This window comes from Kitasatospora sp. NPDC023176 (assembly GCF_055560495.1).
The window spans coordinates 1-19,772 of the sequence record NZ_JBVHIP010000003.1 but is presented as its reverse complement, the minus strand read 5'-3'; the positions used below and the strand labels follow the sequence as shown (position 1 = coordinate 19,772).

Below are 19,772 nucleotides of genomic sequence, written 5' to 3'. Positions count from 1 at the left end.
GTGGCGGGGCCGGCGGCATGTCACCGCCGGTCACGCCTCCGGCAGCGGCCGGTGGTCGTCGGCGTGGGCGCGGGCGGCGTCCACCAGCAGCTGGACGGCGTCCAGCGGCAGGCCCAGCCGGCGGGCGATCCAGGGGGCCGGCCGGCCCGTCCGGGCGAGCATCCAGGCCGAGTACAACTGGCCGAGCTGCGGGGCCTGTTCGGCGAGCAGCAGCGGGCGGACGGCCTCCATCGGAAAGCCTTCGAGCGCACGGGCGCTGTACTCGCGCCCGTTGGGGCCGGGCGGGGGCAGCGGCAGTGGCCGGCGGGCGTCGAGCCAGCGGCCGAGCAGGACGGCCCCGACCACCAGCAGCCCGGAACAGGAGACGCCGATCAGGACGCCGCCGATGACCGGACGGTCCTCCTCCTCGGCCAGGCCGAGGGCGATCTCCTCCAGCACGAGCAGCCCGAGGACGGCGGCCAGGACCGCCGCCTCACGGGGGCGGGGGAGGAGGAGCCGGAACGTCGTCATGGGAAACCTCTTCCTCGGCAGGGGGGCCGGAGGGCTGGGGCGGGCGCGGCGACTCACCTTCCGTACAACGGCGGCGAACGGCCCGGGGCACGCCCGGGCGGCCAGACGGTGAAGGAGTGTGCGCGGAGTTGACGACGCGTCAGGAACTCAGCCGTGGGCCGGAGTTCTGCCGGAGGGCGGCCTGGAGGCGCGGAGCGGGGCTGGGGCGTCGAGCGGCTCGCGACCCGCGGTGCCGCGGTCCATGCGTCTCGCCTCCTTCCGGTCGGGCGCGCCAGGGTGGTGCGGACGTCGACGGGGCAGGGGTTTCACCTTCGGACCTGTCGACAGCATAGCCCGGCCATGCCAACTTCGACACCTCTGTCGAAGTTGGCCCGCGGAGCGGCCAACTCCCCTTGGGACAAGGGCAGGTGGGCCGCCCTCCCGGGAGGGCCGACCAGCGCCGGACGGGTGCGCATGGTGCCCTGGACCACTCGTGACGCCCGCCCCCGACCGCTTCAATCGCCCTACCGGACGAACCGGACCGGCCGGCGACGGAGGGGCGACATGGATCTGAACACGGTGGCCGAGCTACGGGACGCCCGCCTCGGCGGCGCCTGGCGGCCCGGCGACGCCTGGCTCGGCGGCGGGACGGCCCTGTTCTCCGAACCGCAGCCGCACATCCGCCGGCGACGCCACCGGCATCCGGTTCACCGACCGCCGTTCCTGGGCGACCTGGTCTGGCAGGCGCTGGCCTCCCGGCGGCGGTGACCCGGCGGCGGTGACCGGGTGGGGGCGCGGCTCCCCCGGCCGGTGGTCCACAGTGGTAGGGAGACGTGGGGGAGCGGAGGCCGGACCGATGGGACTCACCAGTCACAAGCTGCTGGCACTGGCGGCGCTGCTCGCGGTGGGCACGGTGCTCGGCACGCTCTGGGTCTGGCCGAAGCTCGCCGTCCGCAGCTGGCCCGCGATGTTCCTGCGGCTCGGCACCGTCGCCGTCACCCAGCTGTCCCTGCTGGCTGTGCTCGGGCTCGCCGTCAACGACTACTTCGTCTTCTACAGCAGCTGGACCGACCTGCTCGGGCACGAGCACGGCGCCGCCGTCATCCAGAGCTCCCCGGGCACGCCTGCCACCCCGGGCACTCCCGGCGCGCCGGGCAGCACCCCGAGCAGCGGACCGGCCGCCGGGGTGCAGGTGCTCGGCACCGCCGAGATCACCGGCGCCGGCCCGGCGAGCCGTGACCCGGCCCGGGTCGGCCGGCTCGACAAGGTCCGGCTGCCCGGCACCACCACCGGGCTGAGCACCGACGGCTACGTCTACCTGCCGCCCCAGTACTTCCAGCCCGGCAACGAGGGCAAGCACTTCCCGGCCGTGCTGGTGATGACCGGCTTCCCCGGGGACGCCGCCAACCTGGTCACCAAGCTGCGCTACCCGGCCACCGAACTCGACCTGCTGCGCAAGGGCGCCATGAAACCGGCCGTGCTGGTGCTGATGCGGCCCTCGCCCAGCATGCCCCGGGACAGCGAGTGCGAGGACGTCCCGCACGGCCCGCAGGCGCAGAGCTACTTCGCCACCGACGTGCCCGCCGACCTGCGGGCCGGCTACCGGGTGCTCGGCGGCCCCGGCAGCCTGGGCGTCATGGGCGACTCCACCGGCGGCTACTGCGCCGTCAAGCTCGGCATGGTGCACCCGGGCACCTTCCCGGCGGTGGTCTCGCTCTCCGGCTACCTCAAGGCGGCCGAGGACGTGACCACCGGCGACCTCTTCGGCGGGAGCCGACAGCGCCGCGACGAGGCCGACCTGAACTGGCGGCTCGCCCACCTGCCGCTGCCCGCGCTCGCGGTGCTGCTCGCCGACAGCAAGGAGGACGGCAGCAGCTACGCCGACTCCAGCGCCTTCGCGGCGGCGGCCCGGCCGCCGCTGGTGGTGGCCCAGGCGACGGTCGACGCGGGCGGGCACAACTTCACGACCTGGAACCGGCTGATCCCGCCCGCGCTGGGCTGGCTCAGCGGGCACCTGCCGGACGCCACCTGACACCTCCGGACGCCTCTGGACGCCACCTGGCACCTCCGGACGGCAAGGCACCCGCCGCCTCGACGGCGTGCGCCGAGGCGGCGGGGCGTTTCGGTGGCCCTCAGGCCCTCGGTGAACCCTCCGCGGGTCCTCACGGTCCTCAGGGTCCTCAGGGCCCTCAGCGGGCGAGCAGCGGCAGCGGTGCCCCCATACGGGCGGGCAGCTCCAGCCGGGTCAGCAGCGCCGACGGCGAGACCTCGACCACCCGGCAGCCCGCCCGGTGCCGACAGTGCCGGGCGACGGACGTGCCGAGCAGCCGGTCGAAGCGGCGCCGGGCGGCCGCGCCGAGGACGAGCAGGTCGTCCGGTCCGGTGACGGCGGCGACCAGGGCGGGCCCCGGTTCGGCGTTCACCACCATGGGGTGGATGACCAGGTCGGACGGGTAGCCGCCGTAGGCCTGCTCGAAGGCGATGTCCAGCCGCCGGCGGGCGGCGTGCTCCAGTTCGGAGAGCGGGCGCAGTCCGTCCTTGTCGCCCGTCGTCCAGGCGGCGACGGGCACCAGCACGGCCGCGTTGCGGGCCGCCTCTCCGACGGCGTGGTAAAGGGCGGCCAGACTGCTCAGTGACCCGCTCAGGCCGACGATCACTCGGGTGGTGCCGTGGGTGGTCCCGGTCGTGGTCCCGGTCATGGCCGTTCGCCTCCGTCTCTCCGGTAGCTCACTCCGGTCGAGTCCTGCCGGTCGGTTGCTCCTTGCATCGGATGCCTCCAGTGAACCCCGGAACCGACCCGTCCGTACCGGCGCTGACACCTCCATGACGCCGGTCGTGCACTTCTTGACGGCCCCCTGACAGCGGCGCCGTTCAGCCCAGTCCGGGCACGAACTCGATCAGCAGGTCGATCGCCTTGATGCCGAGGAACGGCAGGATCAGCCCGCCCAGTCCGTACACCCGCAGGTTGCGCCGGAGCAGGTCGGTCGCGGAGGCGGGCTGGTAGCGCACGCCGCGCAGCGCGAGCGGGATCAGCGCGACGATGATCAGCGCGTTGAAGATGATCGCGGAGGCGATCGCGGACTGCGGGCTGTGCAGGCCCATGATGTTGAGGTCGTGCAGCCCGGGGTAGGCGTGGGCGAACATCGCGGGGATGATCGCGAAGAACTTGGCCACGTCGTTGGTGATCGAGAAGGTGGTCAACGCGCCCCGGGTGATGAGGAGTTGCTTGCCGACCCGGACGATGTCGATCAGCTTCGCCGGATTGGAGTCGAGGTCGACCATGTTGCCGGCCTCCTTGGCGGCCGGGGTGCCGGAGTTCATCGCGACGCCGACGTCGGCCTGGGCGAGGGCGGGCGCGTCGTTGGTGCCGTCGCCGGTCATCGCCACCATGTTCCCGGCGGCCTGTTCGCGCCGGAGGTGGGCGAGCTTGTCCTCGGGGGTGGCCTCGGCGAGGAAGTCGTCCACCCCGGCCTCCTCGGCGATCGCCCGGGCGGTCAGCGGGTTGTCGCCGGTGACCATGACGGTGCGGATGCCCATCCGGCGCAGCTCGGCGAAGCGTTCGGCGATGCCCTCCTTGATCACGTCCTTGAGCTCGACCACGCCGAGCGCGCGGGCGCCGTGCCGGTCGTGCACGGCGACCAGCAGCGGGGTGCCGCCGGCCGCGGCGATCCGGTCGACCAGCGGCTCGGCCTCCACCGGGATCCGTCCACCGGAGTCCAGCACCCAGCGGGCGACGGCGGCGGCCGCGCCCTTGCGGATCAGGCAGCCGGTGCCGTCCGGCCAGGTGAGGTCGACGCCGCTCATCCGGCTGTGCGCGGTGAACGGTACGGGCCGCTGCTCGCCGAGTTCGCCGGGAGCCCGTGGCGGCACCCAGTACTGACGGTTCGTCAGTTCGACGAGTGAGCGCCCCTCCGGGGTCTCGTCCGCGACGGAGGCCAACTGGGCGGCCTCGGCGAGCTGTTCGGTGGTCGCGCCGGGTAGCGGGTGCAGGGCGACGGCCCGGCGGTTGCCGTGGGTGATGGTGCCGGTCTTGTCCAGCAGCAGCACGTCCACGTCGCCCGCGGCCTCGACCGCCCGGCCGGACAGCGCGATGACGTTGCGCTGGACGAGCCGGTCCATCCCGGCGATGCCGATCGCGGACAGCAGTGCGCCGATGGTGGTCGGGATCAGCGCGACCATCAGCGCCACCAGCACGACGGTGGTCTGCGGGGCGTGGGCGTAGATCGCCATCGGCTGGAGCGAGACCACGGACAGCAGGAAGACGATGGTGAGCGAGGCCAGCAGGATGTTGAGGGCGATCTCGTTCGGGGTCTTCTGCCGGTCGGCGCCCTCGACCAGGGCGATCATCCGGTCCACGAAGCTCTGCCCGGGGCGGGAGGTGACCCGGACGATCAGGTGGTCGGAGAGCACCTTCGTCCCGCCGGTGACGGCCGTGCGGTCGCCGCCGGACTCGCGGATCACGGGCGCGGACTCGCCGGTGATCGCGGACTCGTCCACGCTCGCGACGCCCTCGACCACCTCGCCGTCCTGCGGGACGGCCTCCCCGGCGGGCACCAGCACGATGTCGTGCAGCATCAACTCCTCGGCGGGGAGTACCTCGTGGCGGTGGTCCCGGGTGCCGACCCGCCAGTGCAGCAGCCGCCGGGCCGTCATGCCCTGTTGCGCCCGGCGCAGGTAGTCGGCCTGCGCCTTGCCCCGGCTCTCGGCGACCGCCTCGGCGAGGTTGGCGAACAGCACCGTCAGCCACAGCCAGAAGGAGATCACCCAGGCGAAGACGCTCGGGTGGACGACGGCGTTGATGGTGGTGAGGGCGGAGCCGGTCTCGACCACCAGCATCACCGGGTTGCGCATCATGGTGCGCGGGTGGAGCTTGCGGACGGCGGCGGGCAGCGCCTCGGCGAGCTGCTGCCGGGTGATCAGGGTGCGGCGGCCGCGCGGTGAGGACGGCCGGTGGCTCGGATGGTGCTCCGGTGGTGGCTCGGGCGCGTGCTCCGGGCGGCGGAACCAGTTCTGCTGGTCGGCGGTGGCATCCGGTGGGGTGAGGGCCGAACGGCGCATCGTCTCGGGGGACCTTCCGGGCCGCCCCTCCTGCGGTGACGGGGCGGCGGGCTCGGTGGCGACGGGGACGGGGACGGGGACGGGGACGGGCCTCAGCCCACCATCGGATTCCGCCGGCTCATGCGGCTCTTGACGCGGGCTTGGCGAGGAAGCGCCGGTTCTTGACAGTTCCCTGACACCATGATCGATCCGGGCTCCGACCTGCACGAACAGCCGTTCGCAGGCCCGGGATGAGGGGTATGTCAGGAAGTCGTCAAGGTACGCCCCCGATGCGTAGGCCGTGCGTCAAGGCCGGGTGCCATCGGCGCCCGGAGGGTCTCCACTGGATCCCAGGGCCACCGGACGACGGCGGCCCGCCGCACCCCCGAGGAGCCCGCCGTGACCACCGCCACCGCCGTCATCGACGTCGACGACCCGTTGGAGCGCACCATCCGCCTGCTGCCCGCCGCCGAGCGCCACGACCGCCCCGAGCCGCCGGAACCGGTCTCACCGGTCGACCGGGCCCGGACCCGCCCCGCGCACTGCCGCTTCGTCATGCACTACGAGGACTGACCCACCACCCCTCCACGAGGAGCAGCCGCCATGACCCAGCTCATCGCCCCGCCCGTTTCCCCTCCCACCGCCCCCGCCGCCGACGCGCTCGGCGGCCCCTGGCCGGCCTCGGCGCGGCCCGGCCCCGGCGGCGAGGTGCTGGTCGGCGGGGTGGGGCTGGCGGAGGCCGCCGAGCGGTTCGGCACCCCGCTGTACGTGCTGGACGAGGGCGAGGTGCGGGCCCGGGCCCGGGCCTACCGGCGGGCACTTCCGCACGCCGAGGTGCTGTACGCGGCCAAGGCCTTCCTGTGCAGCGCGATGGCCGACTGGGTCGCCGAGGAGGGCCTCGGCCTGGACGTCTGCTCCTCCGGTGAACTCTGGCTGGCGGTCTCGGCCGGATTCCCGGCGCAGCGCGTCCTGCTGCACGGCAACGCCAAGTCCCCGGAGGAGCTGCGGCTGGCCCGCCGGCTGCGGGTCGGCCGGATCGTGATCGACGGTCCGGCCGAGATCGCCCGGCTGGCCGCGCTGGTCGCCGCCGACACCCCGCAGAAGGTGCTGGTGCGGGTCGTCCCCGGGATCGCCGCCGGGCACCACGCGGCGGTGCGGACCGGGGTCGGCGGCCAGAAGTTCGGCTTCCCGATCACGGGCGGCGACGCGGCCGACGCGATCGCCCGGGTGCTCGGCCAGCCGGGGCTGGAACTGGCCGGGCTGCACTGCCACCTGGGCTCGCAGATCACCTCGGTCGAGCCGTACCTCCAGGCCGTGGACGCGCTGGTGCGACTGCTCGCCGAGGTGCGGGAGCGGCACGGCGTGGAGCTGTCCGAGCTGGACCTCGGCGGCGGGCACGGCATCCGCTACCTGCCCGGGGACGAGGAGCTGGACCTCGCCGAGTTCGCCGTCCGGGTGACCGACCGGCTCGCGGTGCGCTGCGCCGAGACCGGGTTGGAGGTGCCGCGCCTGGTGGTCGAGCCGGGCCGGGCCGTCGCCGGGCCGGCCGCCGTGGCCGTCTACCGGGTGCTGTCCGTCAAGCACACCGCCGACGGCCGCTGCTTCGCCGCCGTCGACGGCGGGATGAGCGACAACCCGCGCCCGGCGCTGTACGGATCCCCGTACAGCGTCCGGCTGGTGGGCCGCCGCTCCGAGGCCGGCGCGATGCGGGTGGACGTGGTCGGCCGGCACTGCGAGGCCGGAGACGTACTCGTCCGCGACGCCGTGCTGCCGGCCGACCTGCGCCCCGGCGACCTGCTCGCCGTCCCGGCGGCCGGCGCGTACCAGCTCTCGATGGCCTCCGGCTACAACCTGGTCGGCCGCCCGGCGGTGGCGGCGGTGAAGGACGGCCGGGCCCGGCTGCTGATCCGCCGGGAGACGGTGGAGGACTTCCGGCTGCGCGAGGTCGGCCGCTGACCGGGGCCGGGCGCTGGGCGGGTCGGGACAAGGCCGTCGATCATCGCCGACTCACTGTCACACGAAAGCACTAAAGTCCGACCATGATTCGAAAGACTCGTGTGTATCCCGCCGCGATCCTGGGTGCCACCGCCCTCCTGCTCACGGCCTGCGGTTCCTCGGGCTCGTCGTCCGCCGCGAAGTCCGCCGCGCCGGACAACGCCACCCCGAGTGCCGTCAGTTCGAGCACGGCCCCGTCGAGCGCCGCCCCGTCGAGCGCCACCGCTTCGACCCCGGCCGCCGTGCCGACGCCCACCGCCACCTCGACGGCGGCCGGTGGATCGGGCGGCGCCGCCTCCGGGGCGACCAACACCCTGACCATCACCGGGAGCAAGGGCGGCACGTTCCAGTTCAAGCAGGCCACCTGCCTCGGCAAGAAGTCGACGTCCGGCGCTCTGACCCTGACCGCGATGGGCGGGCCCACCGGGAAGGCCGCCCTGATCGCCACCTTCGACGGCGCGGGGCAGATGAGCCTCGTCCTGACCATCGGTGACGCCGGCGACGCGAAGGCGGTCGTCTGGGCCGGAAAGACCGCGGTCGGCGCGACGGCCGGCCGCACCGTGGACACCGTCACCCTCACCGACCTGCCGGTGTCCGAACTCCCTGACGCCGTCCAGGGCAAGGCCGCCGGCACCTTCACCTGCGAGTCCACCGCCGCGCTGCTCTGACCGCCCAAGCGGTGGTGTCGGGCCGTCCCGCCGGGGTTGCCACCGCTCCGCGTGCGGGCGAACGTGCCACCCGGTAGCGTCGCAAACGCGCGTTCCGCCCCACCCACGGCGGCTCGGCCCGGCCAGGGCCGAGCCGCCGATGTCGGCAGAGGGACGAGATCACATGCCGAAGCACAGCATCCTCGCGGCGACTGCCGCGGTCGCTCTGGTCTGCCTGGCGGCATCCGGCCCCACACCAGGCGGCCCCGCGCCGCCATCTGCCCGGGCTGCCGGGCCCAGCCCGGTGGCCCGGTCCCGGTTCGTACCCGGCCCCTGTCCGAAGCCGCCCGAGTCCATCGAGGCGTTGGGCAGAGCACGGTGCGGCTTCCTGGAGGTCCCCGAGAACCGCGCCCGCCCCGGCGGCCGTACCGTCGAGCTGGCCGTGGCGCGCATTCCGGCAGTGTCGGCGAAGCCCGCCGCGGACCCGGTGGTGTTCATGGCGGGCGGCCCCGGTGGCGACGCGATCGACGACATCCCCTTCCTCGTCGACTCCGGCCTGAACAAGGACCGCGAACTGATCGTCATGGCCCAGCGCGGCAACCTCTACGACCGGCCGAACCTCGCCTGCCCGGAGATCGACCGGTTCAACGCGCAGGCCGTGGGCCTGGGTTACGGGGGCCAGGAGGCGGAACGGCTCATGCTGACCGCGGTGAAGGAGTGCCGGGACCGCCTGACGGCCGACGGCGTCGACCTGAGCGCCTACAACACCACGGAGAACGCGGCCGACTTCGCCGACCTGCGGAAGGCGCTGGACATCCCCCGGTGGAACGTCTACGGGTACTCCTACGGCAGCGACCTGGCGCTCACCTACCTGCGGCTGCACCCCGAGGGAATCCGCGCCGTGGCCATCGACTCGATCACACCTCCCCGGACCGCGACCCTGCCGTGGACATGGAGCAGTGCCGCCGAGGGGATCCACAACATCTTCGAGGCGTGTGCGGCGCAGCCCGCCTGCAAGGACCGGTACCCCGACCTCCCCCGTCTGCTGACGGAGCAGGTGCGCAGGTTGGAGAAGCAGCCCCGGACGCTGAGCGTCCGGCCGCCGAGCGGAGGCGAGCCGGTCACGACCGTCCTCGACGGGGGCGCGCTGCTGAACCTCATCGTCGCCTTCACGCCCCGGCCCAAGGACCTCCCGGCGGCTCTCGACGAGCTCGGCCACGGAAACCCGGAACGCTTCGCGCGGGCCCGCGCGGCCGGCTCGGTCCAGCACGTCGGCGTGTCCGCGTACGGCTTGACGAACTCGGTGGCGTGCGGGGAGTGGGCGCCGGGGTACTCGGAATCCGACGTGCTGAAGGCGGGACGCCAGGCCTTCCCCGGGTGGCCGGACACGGTCCTGGCACAGGTGCCGCAACTTCCCTTCCAGTATCCGGTGTGCGGGATCTGGAACGTCCCGGACCGCGCGTCCGTCCAGCGGGTGGCCACGGTCAGTTCGGTGCCGGCGCTCGTCATCTCCGGGACGTTCGACGTGAAGACCGGGCCGAGTTGGGCGAAGGGCGTAGCCCGCGACCTGTCCTCCTCGACCGAGGTGCGCATCCCCGGAGTCGGCCACTGGGTGGTCCCGCAGTCGCCGTGCGCGCAGCGCGTCCTGGCCTCGTTCCTCGCTCGCCCGACCGCGCCCGACACCGGGTGCGTGGCCGATCTCCAGCCCGAACCGTTCACGATCTCCCCGAAGTAACCGGGAGGGCAGATGCCCCACCATCACGCGCCCCACCAGCACACGCCCCACCATCACTCGCCCCGCCGTCGGCGCACCGTACGACGATTCCTGGCCCCGTCGGCCGGCCTGGCGACCGGCCTCCTCGTCACCGGCCTGCTCGCGGCGCCCACTCACGTACAGTCCCGCAGCGACACCGGCCCCGGCCGTGGAGCGCAGCTCGGCACGACCGCCGGAGCGGTGGGTGACGCCCGCTACGAGCCGGGCCCGTGCCCGAGGACGCCGGAGCCGGTCGAGGCACTGGAAGGGGCCCGCTGCGGCACGCTCACCGTGCCCGAGAACCGCGCCGGACCAAGCAGGAGGACGATCAGACTCGGTGTCGCGATCGTGCCCGCCGTGGCCGCCACCGCGAAGTCCGACCCCATCGTGTGGCTCGCGGGCGGACCCGGGGACGACGCGGTCGGGGAGGCGCAGATGGCCATCGACGGCGGCCTGAACCGCGACCGTGACGTGATCTTCATGTCCCAGCGCGGTACGTACTCGGCCGACCCGGACCTCCTCTGCCCCGACATCGACGAGTTCAACGCACGCGTGGTCGGCCTCGTCTACGACGCTCCGTCCACGCAGCGCCTGCACGTCGAGGCCACCAAGGCCTGCCGCGACAAGCTGGTGGCCCGGGGAATCGATCTCAGCGCCTACAACGACACCGAGAGCGCCGCCGACTACGAGGACCTGCGCACCGCGCTGGGCATCAAGCAGTGGAACCTGTTCGGCATCTCCTACGGCACCCACCTGGCACTGGTCTCGATGCGGCTGCACCCCGAGGGGCTCCGCTCGGTGGGCATCGACGGCATCCTGCCGCCGTCCAAGGCAGGCTCGGCCATGACCTGGAGCAGCGCCCGGCAGGGCTTCGACGGCCTGTTCAAGGCCTGCGCGGAGCAGCCGGCGTGCAACAAGCGCTATCCGAACCTGTCGGCCACCTTCGACCGGCTGGTCCGCGAGCTCGAAGCCGAACCGGTCACCACCACCGTCACCCTCCCCGGCAGCGACCAGCCGGTGAAGGTCGTCCTGGACGGCGGAGCCCTGGTGAACTGGATGACCTCCGCCACCCACGTGGCACCCCAGGTACCCGCCGCCCTCGACGAGCTGGCCAACGGCAAGCCGCAGCGCATCGCCCGGCAGTGGGCGGGCGGCAAGCTCAGCCCGGCGGCCATGGGCAGGGTCGCGCACGGTCTCTCCTACGGCGTCTTCTGTAGCGAGTGGACCCCGTACGAGAGCGAGGCGCAGGCGCTCCGGGGCGGACAGGAAGCGTTTCCTACCTTCCCCCGCTCGGTGCAGGCCCAGGCTCCGCAGCTCACCTTCCTCCGTCCGGACTGCGACGCCTGGAACATCCCCCCGGCGGCACCCTCGATCCGGGACGTCACGCGCGGCGACATCCCCACCCTCGCCCTCTCGGGCGGGTTCGACTCCCAGACCGGGGCGGACAACGGGCCGTACGTCGCCCGTACGCTGAGCAGGGCCAAGGTCGTCACGGTCCCCTACGAACCGCACGTGGTGTTCGCCACGTCGAAGTGCGCCCAGGCCATCACCGTCTCGTTCTTCGACACCCCCGACGCGCCGAGGACCGAATGCCTGAAGGGTCTCCAGCCGCCCGCGTTCGAGATCGGGCCCTGAGACCGTTCCCCGCCTCGTCGGTGAACCTCCACGGGACGCCGGACACCCAGGTGCGGGGGCCCGCACGGCCATGCGGCCGGTAACGGAACGGTTGCGGTGCCCGCGCTTCCCGCGCCCAGGGCTTGACGGCGTGGGGAGGGCGGGCTTTGCTGTCTCCCGCTCGTGCGAATCTGTTTGGTTCTGGTTTCTTTTGTGGTTTTGAACGTTCAAATCCACCGCCGGATCCGCCTGCTCGCCTCACGCGACCCCCACCCCTTGCCTCCGTTCCCGTCCAGCGCCGCTCCACCAGGAGGAATGCAATGTCACACCTTTCCCGTCGCGACCTGCTCCGCGCTTCCGGCGCCGGCCTGCTGGCCCTCGCCGCCGGCGGCACCCTCGCGGCCTGCGGCGGCTCCGGCTCCGGGAGCGCCGCCGGCGGGGACGCCGACACCGGCACGGTCACCGTCTGGTCCTGGGCCACGGCCGCCGCCGCCCTGCGCGCCGTCGTCCCGGCCTTCGAGAAGGACAACCCCGGCATCAAGGTCGACGTCCAGGACATCGGCAACCCCGCCATCTGGGACAAGATCACCGTCGGCCTGGCGGCCGGCGGCCAGGGTCTCGGCGACGTCCTGCACATCGGCTGCGACTACCTGCCCGGATACCTGGAGAAGTTCCCCGGCGGCCTCGCCGACCTCTCCGGCCTCGGCGCCGACGCCCACAAGGAGAAGTTCGCCAAGGGCCTGTGGCCGGTCGTCACCGGCAAGGACGGCCACGCCTACGCGCTGCCCTGGGAGGTCAACCCGCTGGGCTTCTTCTACCGCAAGGACTACTTCGACAAGGCCGGCCTCGACCCCACCACCTTCGCCACCTGGGACGACCTGACGGCGATCGCCGACCGCTTCAAGGCCGCCAACCCCGGCATCTCCCTCCTCGGCATCAACAAGGCCGCCAACCCCAGCCCCGACCTGGACTTCGTCCAGAACCTGATGCAGCTCCAGGGCGCCTTCTACTTCGACCTCCAGGGCAAGATCACCCTCGGCTCCGAGCCCGCCGTGCGCGCCATGAGCACCCTCAAGCGCATGGCGGACGCCGGGCTGGTCGCCGACGCCCCCGGCGACCAGGGCTGGGCCACCCTGATGAAGGCCGGCAAGCTCGCCGTCGCCCCGATGCCCGCCTGGGCCGCGCACTACCTGGAGGCCAAGTTCGCCGACCAGAGCGGAAACTGGCGCCTCGCCAAGCCCCCGGCCGTCACCCCCGGCGGCAAGCGCACCGCCCTGGTGAACTCCACCCACCTCACGGTCTCCGCCTCCAGCCCGCGCCGCCGCGCCGCCTGGAAGTTCGTCGAGTACGCGCTCACCCGCCCCGCCTCGGTGAACGCCATGTTCGCCGCCGGCGGCGTCTTCCCCGCCCTCACCGAGGCCTACACCGACCCGATGTACGCCAAGCCCAGCGACTACTACGGCGGCCAGTCCCCGCTGAAGACCTTCGCCGAACTGGCCACCGACGGCGGCGACCCGACCGACTACTCCAGCGACTACGCCCGCGCCCTCAAGCTCGCCAGCGACGCCCAGACCAAGGTGTTCCTCACCGGCGGAGACCCGGCCACCGTCCTCAAGGACGCCGCCAAGCAGCTCGCCCAGCAGACCGGACGCACCATCGCATGACCGCCACCGCCCCGCCCGCCACCCTCACCGAGCCGGCCCGGCCCGCCGGGCGAGCCGAGCGTGCCCACCGCCGGGCCCGGCTGCGCCGCACCGCTCTGCCGTACCTGCTGCTCGCCCCCGCCCTGATCACCTTCGGCGTGTTCAAGGCCTACCCGGTCGTCGACTCGCTGCTGGTCTCCTTCACCACCGGCTCCGGCACCGCCACCCGCGCCGCCGGCCTCGCCAACTACCGCCGCCTGCTGGACGATCCGCTGTTCTGGACGGCCCTGCGCAACACCGGCGAGATCCTCGTCGTACAGGTCCCGCTGATGCTCGGACTGGCCCTGCTGATGGCCGTCGGCATCAACTCCGCCCTGGTGCGCTGGCGGGCCGTCTGGCGGCTCGGCGTCTTCATGCCCGCCGTCACCGGCCTGGTCGCCACCGGCGTGATGTTCGCCTTCCTGCTCAGGCGCGACGACGGCGCCGTCAACTGGCTGCTGGACGCCGTCGGCCTGCCCTCCGTCGACTGGCTCGGCCAGCCGTTCTGGGCCCGGATGTCCGTCGTCCTGGTGCTGACCTGGCACTACACCGGCTACAACGCCGTCATCTACCTGGCCGGCCTGCAGTCCGTCCCCAAGGAGCTGTACGAGGCCGCGATGGTCGACGGCGCCGGGCCGGTCCGCCGCTTCACCGCGATCACCGTCCCGGCGCTGCGCCCGCTGCTGCTGTTCACCGTCGTGCTCTCCACCATCGGCACGCTCCAACTCTTCGACGAGCCGTACGTGCTGACCGGCGGCGGCCCGGACAACGCCACCCTGACCGTCTCCATGTACCTGTACCAGAACGGCTTCCGCTACTTCGACTTCGGCTACGCCTCCGCCATCGCCTACGCGCTCACCCTGCTGGTGGCCGTGCTCGGCGCCGTCCAGATGCGCCTGATGGGGGACAAGGACCGATGAACCTCAAGAAGCTTCGCGGCTGGCCGCTGACCTTCTTCCTGGCCGGCCTCACCGGGCTGTCCGTCGCCCCCTTCTACTGGCTGCTGATCTCCGTCACCCGCAAGGACACCGAGATCTTCGACTGGCCGCCGCACCTGCTGCCCGGCGGGGGCTTCGGCGACAACCTGCACCGGCTGGACCGGCGGATCGGCCTGCTCCGGGTGCTCGGCAACTCCCTGCTGGTGGCCGGGGTCCAGACCGCCGGCGCGCTGGTCGTCGCCCTGCTGGCCGGCTACGCCTTCGCCAAGTTCCGCTTCCGCGGCCGCACCCTGCTGTTCGCGCTGCTGCTCTCCACCCTCGTGGTGCCCGAACAGGTCATGCTGGTACCGCTGTTCAAGATGATGATGAACTTCGGCCTGCTCGACTCCTACCAGGCGATCATCCTGCCCGGCCTGTGCGTGCCCTTCGCCATCTTCCTGATGCGCCAGTCGCTGGCCGGCCTGCCGGACGAACTGCTGGACGCCGCCCGGGTCGACGGCGCGGGCGAGTTCCGGGTGCTGTGGAACATCGTCGTCCCGGTCATGCGACCGGTGCTCGCGGCGCTCTCGATCTTCCTCTTCCTGGGCTCCTGGAACCAGTTCGTCTGGCCGCTGATCGCCCTGCGCAGCCCGGACATGCACACCCTCCCGGTCGCCCTCGCGACCCTCTACGGCAACCAGGCCACCACCGACTACGGCGCGATCCTCTCCGGCACCGCGCTGTCCACCCTGCCGATGATGGTCCTCTTCCTGGTCCTCCAGCGGCAGTTCATCTCCGGCCTGCTGGCCGGCGCGACGAAAGGCTGAGCCGCATGACCGACACCGTGACCGACGTCTGGGAGCCGCACGCCCCCGCGGCCGGCACCACGCGCCGGCTCGACGCCCGGGGCCTGGACCTGCGGGTGACCGGGACGGGCGGCGTCCGGGAGGTCGCCGACGGCGTGGTCGAGGTGACCGCCGAGGGCCCGGCCGACGTCCGGATCGAATGGCGGGTGCCCTGCGTGGACGTCACCTCCTTCTGGACCCCGGAACCACGCGGCACCGGCTGGCTGCCCGCCGCCTGGAGCGCCCCGCGCCGCACCGGCCTCGCCGTCGGCGCCCCGATCGCCGCGCTGGTCGGCACCGGGGACACCGCCCGCTGCGCCTTCGCGGCCGACCGGCCCGACGTGCTGGCCGGGGCCGGAGTGGTCGAGGAGACCGGCGAGTTCCGCTTCTGGGCCCGGGCCGAGGGCCGGCTCACCGTCCGCATCGACACCTCCGGCCGGCACTTCGCCCGCTGCCTGGCCGACCTCACCGCCTGGTGGGGCGAGGGCCGCACCGCCGTCATCCCGGACGCCGCCCGCCGCCCCGCCTACTCCACCTGGTACTCGATGCACCAGGACGTCTCGCCCGAGCGCGTCGAGACCCAGGCCGCGCTCGGCAAGGAACTCGGCCTGGACGTGATCATCGTCGACGACGGCTGGATGACCGCCGACCGCACCCGCGGCTACGCCCACTGCGGCGACTGGGAGCCCGTCTCGCTGCCCGACACCGCCGCGCACGTCCGGCGCGTCCACGACCTCGGCGTCCGCTACCTGCTCTGGTACGCGCTGCCGTTCATCGGCAAGGACAGCGCCGCCCACGGAGAGATCGGCCGGCACGCCCTCGCCGACGCCGCCCACCTGGGCGCGGTCGTCGCCGACCCGCGCCACCCCGACGTCCGCGCGTTCCTCACCGACCGGCTGGCCCGCGCCGTCGAGGAGTGGGGCATGGACGGGCTCAAGGTCGACTTCGTCGACTGGTTCGCCCGCGCCGCCGAGGGCGCGGACGCACCCGAGCCGGGCCCCGGGGCGGACTGCGCGAGCGTGGACGAGGGCGTGGAGAAGCTGCTCGCCGCCCTCCGCACCCGGATCACCGCCGCCGACCCGGAGGCGATGATCGAGCACCGCCAGCCGTACGTCAGCCCCGGCCTGTGGCCGTACGTCACCATGATCCGCGCCACCGACTGCCCGCTCAGCCCGCAGGAGAACCGGCAGCGCACCGTCGACCTGCGGCTGGCCGCCGGGCCCGTACCGGTGCACTCGGACATGCTGATGTGGCACCCGGCCGAGCCGCCGGAGCAGATCGCCTGCCACCTGATCAACGTGCTGTTCTCGGTGCCGCAGATCTCCGTCGACCTCGCCGCCCAGAGCGCCGGACAGCGCGAGGCGATCGCCTTCTGGCTCGGCGTCTTCCGCGAGCACCTCGAAACCCTGCAACTCGGCGAACTGCGTCCGAGCCGGCCGGACCTCGGATACCCGCTGGTCACCGCCCTCGACGAGGGGACGGTCGCGGTCGCCCGGTACGCCGCGCTACCGGTCGACGCCTCGGACGCGGGCTGGCATACCCTGCTGGTGGCCAACGCCGACGCCGACCCGGACGTCCGGCTGGCCGGCGGCAGCGGTGCGGCCACCGTCACGGTCCAGGACGCCCGGGGGCGTATCGTCCGGCAGGGCGGGATCGACCTCGACTGGACGGACACCGTTGCGGTGCCGCGTGGCGGGCTGTTGACCCTGCGCCGTCCGTAACCGTCCGTGGAGGAGGACCGCATGGCCGAGGGAGCGCACCGACCGCGCCGCGGCGCCACCACCATCGAGGAGGTCGCCCGGGCGGCCGGGGTCTCCCGGCAGACCGTCTCCAACGTGCTCAACGCCCCGCACCGGGTCCGCCCCGAGACGCTGGCCCGGGTCGGCGCGGCGATCCGCGAACTCGGCTACCAGCCCGACCAGTCGGCCCGCTCGCTGCGCAGCGGCGCCCGGCACACCATCGGCTACCTCGCCCCGGCCGACGACCCGCACGACCCCAACCCGCTGATGGCCGGCTTCCTGGAGGCCCTGGTCGACGCGGCCGGGGAGCAGGGGCAGCGGGTGCTGCTGTTCCGGCCCGCCGGGCCCGCGGCGGACCCGGCGGCCGCCATCGACGAACTGGTGGCGGCCCGTCAGGTCGACGGCCTGGTGCTCGCCGACGTGTTGACCGAGGACCGCAGGATCGCCCATGTCACCCGGGCCGGCGTCCCGTTCGTCGGCTTCGGCCGGACCGGGCCGGCGGAGCCGCAGCACTGGGTGGACATCGCCAACGACGCGGCGATGGCCGCCGTGGTGCGGCACCTGGCCTCGCTCGGCCACCGGCGGATCGGCTACCTCGGCGCCGACGAGGAACTGCCCTGGATGGCGGCCCGGCGGGCGGGCTTCCTCGCCGCGGCGCGCGCCCTGGGCCTGTCCGCGGTCCCGGTGGCCGGCTCCGGGCCGGCGGCGGTACGGGCGCTGCTGCGCGGCCCCGAGCGGCCCACCGCCGTCGCGGCGGGCAGCGACCTGCTCGCGCTGGACGTCTACGAGGCGGTCCGGGCCGAGGGGCTGGCGGTCGGGCCCGCCGGGGTGGCGGTCACCGGCTTCCACGACACGCCGCTCTGCCGCCACCTGCACCCGGCCCTGACCTCGGTCCGGCTGCCGCTGCGGGCGATCGCCACCGCACTGGTGGCCCGGCTGCTCGCCCAGGTGCGCCGGGAGCCGGTGCCCCCGGCCGGGCTGGAACTGCCCGGCGAGCTGGTGGTGCGGGGGAGTTCGGCGGGCTGAGCCGGGCACGGGACGTCGGACCGGCCGACTTCCCGTGCGGAGCCCGCTCACGAGGCCACGATCAGCTCACCGACCAACTCCGCCGCGGCCGCCCGCTGTTCCGCCGGCAGCGCGTCGTCGGTGACCAGCACGTCCACCTCGCCCAGCGTGGCGAAGGAGGCCAGCCCGACCGCGTCCCACTTGGTGCGGTCGGCGACCACGACCACCCGGCGGGCGGATCGGAGGAAGGCGCGGTTGGTCTCCGCCTCGGCCAGGTTCGGGGTGGTCAGGCCGGTCTCGGCGGACAGTCCGTGGCAGCCCAGGATGAGCACGTTGACGTGCAGCGAGCGGATCGCCTGGTCGGCCACCGGGCCGACCAGCGCGTCCGAGGGCGTGCGGACGCCGCCGGTGCGGATCACCGTGGCGGTGGCGGGCGTGCCGTCCTCGTCGGGCTGCTCCAGCAGCTCGGCGATCCGCAGCGAGTTGGTGACCACGGTGAGGCCCTCGACGGCGCGCAGGTGCCGGGCGACCGCGTAGGTGGTCGTCCCGGCGGACAGCCCGACCGCCGAACCGGGCGGCACCAGCGCGGCGGCGGTGCGGGCGATCGCCTCCTTGGCGGGCAGCTCCCAGCGCGCCTTGGTCTCGAACCCGGGCTCTCCGGTGGCGGGCGCCTCGATCCGCACCGCGCCGCCGTGCACCTTCTGCACCAGGCCGCGGCGGGCGAGCGCGTCGAGGTCGCGGCGGACGGTCATGTCGGACACCCCGAGGTCCCGGACCAGTTCCGTCACCCGGACGCCGCCGCGGGCGCGGACCTGCTCCAGGATCAGTACGCGGCGCTGTCCGGCGAGCGGTTGGACGTTGTCGGTCATCGGGGTCTCCCTCTACCACTTCCGGCGCGTGGTTCTGATGGATAATGTTTGAGATTGTAGCTTTCTGTTGATTCCCGCGGTGCCACCTGCGGGCCCCGCACATCACGCACGCCCTGCACGCACGCCCTGCACGCCCCGCCCCGCTCGCCCCGCACGTCACGCACGTCACGCAGAGGAAGAAGGCCATGGCCGGGACGACCCTGACCCAGCCCACCGCCAGGACCGCGACCACCCTCGCGGACGGGCGACAGCTCATCTACTACGACAGCGGCCCGGCCGTCCCCCGCGACGCCGTGGACCGGCGCCCGCTGGACGCCCGCCCCGGCGGCCCCGGCGGCTCCGAGGTGCGGCTGGACCCGGCCACCGGCGACCAGGTCACCATCGCCGCCCACCGCCAGGCCCGCACCTACCGGCCCCCGGCCGACGAGTGCCCGCTCTGCCCCTCCCAGGACGGCCGGCTCAGCGAGATCCCGGCCGCCGACTACCAGGTGGCCGTCTTCGAGAACCGCTTCCCCTCGCTGGCCGGGCCGCCCGCCCCGCCGTTCGAGCAGGCCGACGGCCCGTGGATCAGCGCCCCCGGCGCCGGCCGCTGCGAGGTGGTGTGCTTCACCGCCGACCACGACGCCTCCTTCGCCGACCTCACCCCCGGACGCGCCCGCCTGGTCCTGGACGCGTGGACGGACCGCACCGCCGAACTCTCCGCGCTGCCCGGTGTGCGGCAGGTCTACTGCTTCGAGAACCGGGGTGCCGAGATCGGCGTCACCCTCGCCCACCCGCACGGCCAGATCTACGCCTTCCCGTTCACCACCCCGCGCACCGCCCGGATGGCCGCCCGCGCCGCCGAGCACCGCGCCGCCACCGGCCGCAACCTCTTCGACGACCTCCTCGCCGCCGAACGCGCCCACGGCGACCGGGTGGTCCTCGCCGGCGAGCACTGGACGGCCTTCGTCCCCTTCGCCGCCCGCTGGCCGTACGAGGTCCACCTCCACCCGCACCGCCGGGTACCCGACCTGACCGGCCTGGACGCCGCCCAACGGGACGAATTCCCGTCCCTCTACCTGGAGTTGCTGCGCCGCTTCGACCGCCTCTTCGGCGGCGGCCGCACCCCGTACATCTCCGCCTGGCACCAGGCCCCCGCCGACCAGCGGGACGAACTCGCCCTCCACCTGGAGCTGTTCAC

General features: G+C 73.5%; 16 protein-coding genes and 1 pseudogene. 13 read left to right on the top strand and 4 right to left on the bottom strand.

All coding sequences use genetic code 11. From position 1 onward, the window contains the following. Positions 1-30: 30 nt before the first annotated feature. A complete protein-coding gene (locus ACZ3YL_RS06020) occupies positions 31-510 on the bottom strand; it encodes a hypothetical protein (protein ID WP_465655757.1) in 480 nt (159 codons plus the stop codon). Between the two features lie 543 nt (positions 511-1,053). On the opposite strand from ACZ3YL_RS06020, the pseudogene ACZ3YL_RS06015 reads away from it, so the two are divergent. Both ACZ3YL_RS06015 and ACZ3YL_RS06010 read left to right on the top strand, forming a co-directional pair. Next, positions 1,054-1,176: pseudogene (locus tag ACZ3YL_RS06015) on the top strand (FAD binding domain-containing protein); the annotation flags it as partial. Between the two features lie 169 nt (positions 1,177-1,345). Continuing rightward, positions 1,346-2,521, top strand: a complete 1,176-nt coding sequence (locus tag ACZ3YL_RS06010) for an alpha/beta hydrolase (protein ID WP_465655756.1) — start codon at positions 1,346-1,348, stop codon at positions 2,519-2,521. A 157-nt stretch (positions 2,522-2,678) separates the two neighbouring features. On the opposite strand, the gene ACZ3YL_RS06005 is transcribed toward ACZ3YL_RS06010, so the two are convergent. Beyond that, the gene (locus tag ACZ3YL_RS06005; RefSeq protein ID WP_188303690.1) at positions 2,679-3,188 is read right to left on the bottom strand and encodes a universal stress protein; all 510 of its coding nucleotides are present in this window, start codon (positions 3,186-3,188) and stop codon (positions 2,679-2,681) included. A gap of 172 nt (positions 3,189-3,360) precedes the next feature. After that, positions 3,361-5,547 (bottom strand): potassium-transporting ATPase subunit KdpB, encoded by a 2,187-nt coding sequence (kdpB, locus tag ACZ3YL_RS06000; RefSeq protein WP_188303691.1) that lies wholly within the window; start codon positions 5,545-5,547, stop codon positions 3,361-3,363. A gap of 378 nt (positions 5,548-5,925) precedes the next feature. On the opposite strand from kdpB, the gene ACZ3YL_RS05995 reads away from it, so the two are divergent. From ACZ3YL_RS05995 to ACZ3YL_RS05950, 10 genes are all read left to right on the top strand, one after another. Then, positions 5,926-6,099, top strand: a complete 174-nt coding sequence (locus tag ACZ3YL_RS05995; protein WP_188303692.1) for a hypothetical protein — start codon at positions 5,926-5,928, stop codon at positions 6,097-6,099. A 30-nt stretch (positions 6,100-6,129) separates the two neighbouring features. Further along, positions 6,130-7,482: a diaminopimelate decarboxylase gene (gene lysA, locus ACZ3YL_RS05990; protein WP_465655753.1), complete on the top strand. Its 1,353-nt coding sequence runs from the start codon at positions 6,130-6,132 to the stop codon at positions 7,480-7,482. 83 nt (positions 7,483-7,565) lie between these two features. After that, positions 7,566-8,189, top strand: a complete 624-nt coding sequence (locus ACZ3YL_RS05985; protein ID WP_465655750.1) for a hypothetical protein — start codon at positions 7,566-7,568, stop codon at positions 8,187-8,189. A 343-nt stretch (positions 8,190-8,532) separates the two neighbouring features. Then, positions 8,533-9,903, top strand: coding sequence for an alpha/beta fold hydrolase (locus tag ACZ3YL_RS05980; protein ID WP_223241961.1), 1,371 nt, complete (start codon positions 8,533-8,535; stop codon positions 9,901-9,903). Between the two features lie 12 nt (positions 9,904-9,915). After that, on the top strand, positions 9,916-11,556 hold the full coding sequence (locus ACZ3YL_RS05975) for an alpha/beta fold hydrolase (RefSeq protein WP_465655748.1): 1,641 nt from the start codon (positions 9,916-9,918) through the stop codon (positions 11,554-11,556). 299 nt (positions 11,557-11,855) lie between these two features. Then, positions 11,856-13,199: an ABC transporter substrate-binding protein gene (locus ACZ3YL_RS05970; protein ID WP_465655745.1), complete on the top strand. Its 1,344-nt coding sequence runs from the start codon at positions 11,856-11,858 to the stop codon at positions 13,197-13,199. Continuing rightward, a complete protein-coding gene (locus ACZ3YL_RS05965; protein ID WP_188303698.1) occupies positions 13,196-14,137 on the top strand; it encodes a carbohydrate ABC transporter permease in 942 nt (313 codons plus the stop codon). The genes ACZ3YL_RS05970 and ACZ3YL_RS05965 overlap by 4 nt, the downstream gene beginning before the upstream one ends. Continuing rightward, complete coding sequence (locus ACZ3YL_RS05960) at positions 14,134-14,961, top strand: carbohydrate ABC transporter permease (protein ID WP_188303699.1); 828 nt, start codon at positions 14,134-14,136, stop codon at positions 14,959-14,961. The genes ACZ3YL_RS05965 and ACZ3YL_RS05960 overlap by 4 nt, the downstream gene beginning before the upstream one ends. A 5-nt stretch (positions 14,962-14,966) precedes the next feature. Beyond that, positions 14,967-16,700: a glycoside hydrolase family 36 protein gene (locus tag ACZ3YL_RS05955; protein ID WP_223241962.1), complete on the top strand. Its 1,734-nt coding sequence runs from the start codon at positions 14,967-14,969 to the stop codon at positions 16,698-16,700. Positions 16,701-16,721: 21 nt separating this feature from the next. Continuing rightward, the gene (locus ACZ3YL_RS05950) at positions 16,722-17,744 is read left to right on the top strand and encodes a LacI family DNA-binding transcriptional regulator (RefSeq protein WP_465655741.1); all 1,023 of its coding nucleotides are present in this window, start codon (positions 16,722-16,724) and stop codon (positions 17,742-17,744) included. Between the two features lie 47 nt (positions 17,745-17,791). Here ACZ3YL_RS05950 and ACZ3YL_RS05945 read toward each other — a convergent pair whose 3' ends face one another. Next, positions 17,792-18,592, bottom strand: a complete 801-nt coding sequence (locus ACZ3YL_RS05945; protein WP_188307523.1) for a DeoR/GlpR family DNA-binding transcription regulator — start codon at positions 18,590-18,592, stop codon at positions 17,792-17,794. Between the two features lie 185 nt (positions 18,593-18,777). Between ACZ3YL_RS05945 and galT the strand changes: the two genes are divergently transcribed. Further along, on the top strand, positions 18,778-19,772 hold a 995-nt coding region (galT, locus tag ACZ3YL_RS05940; protein ID WP_465655738.1), incomplete at its 3' end, for a galactose-1-phosphate uridylyltransferase.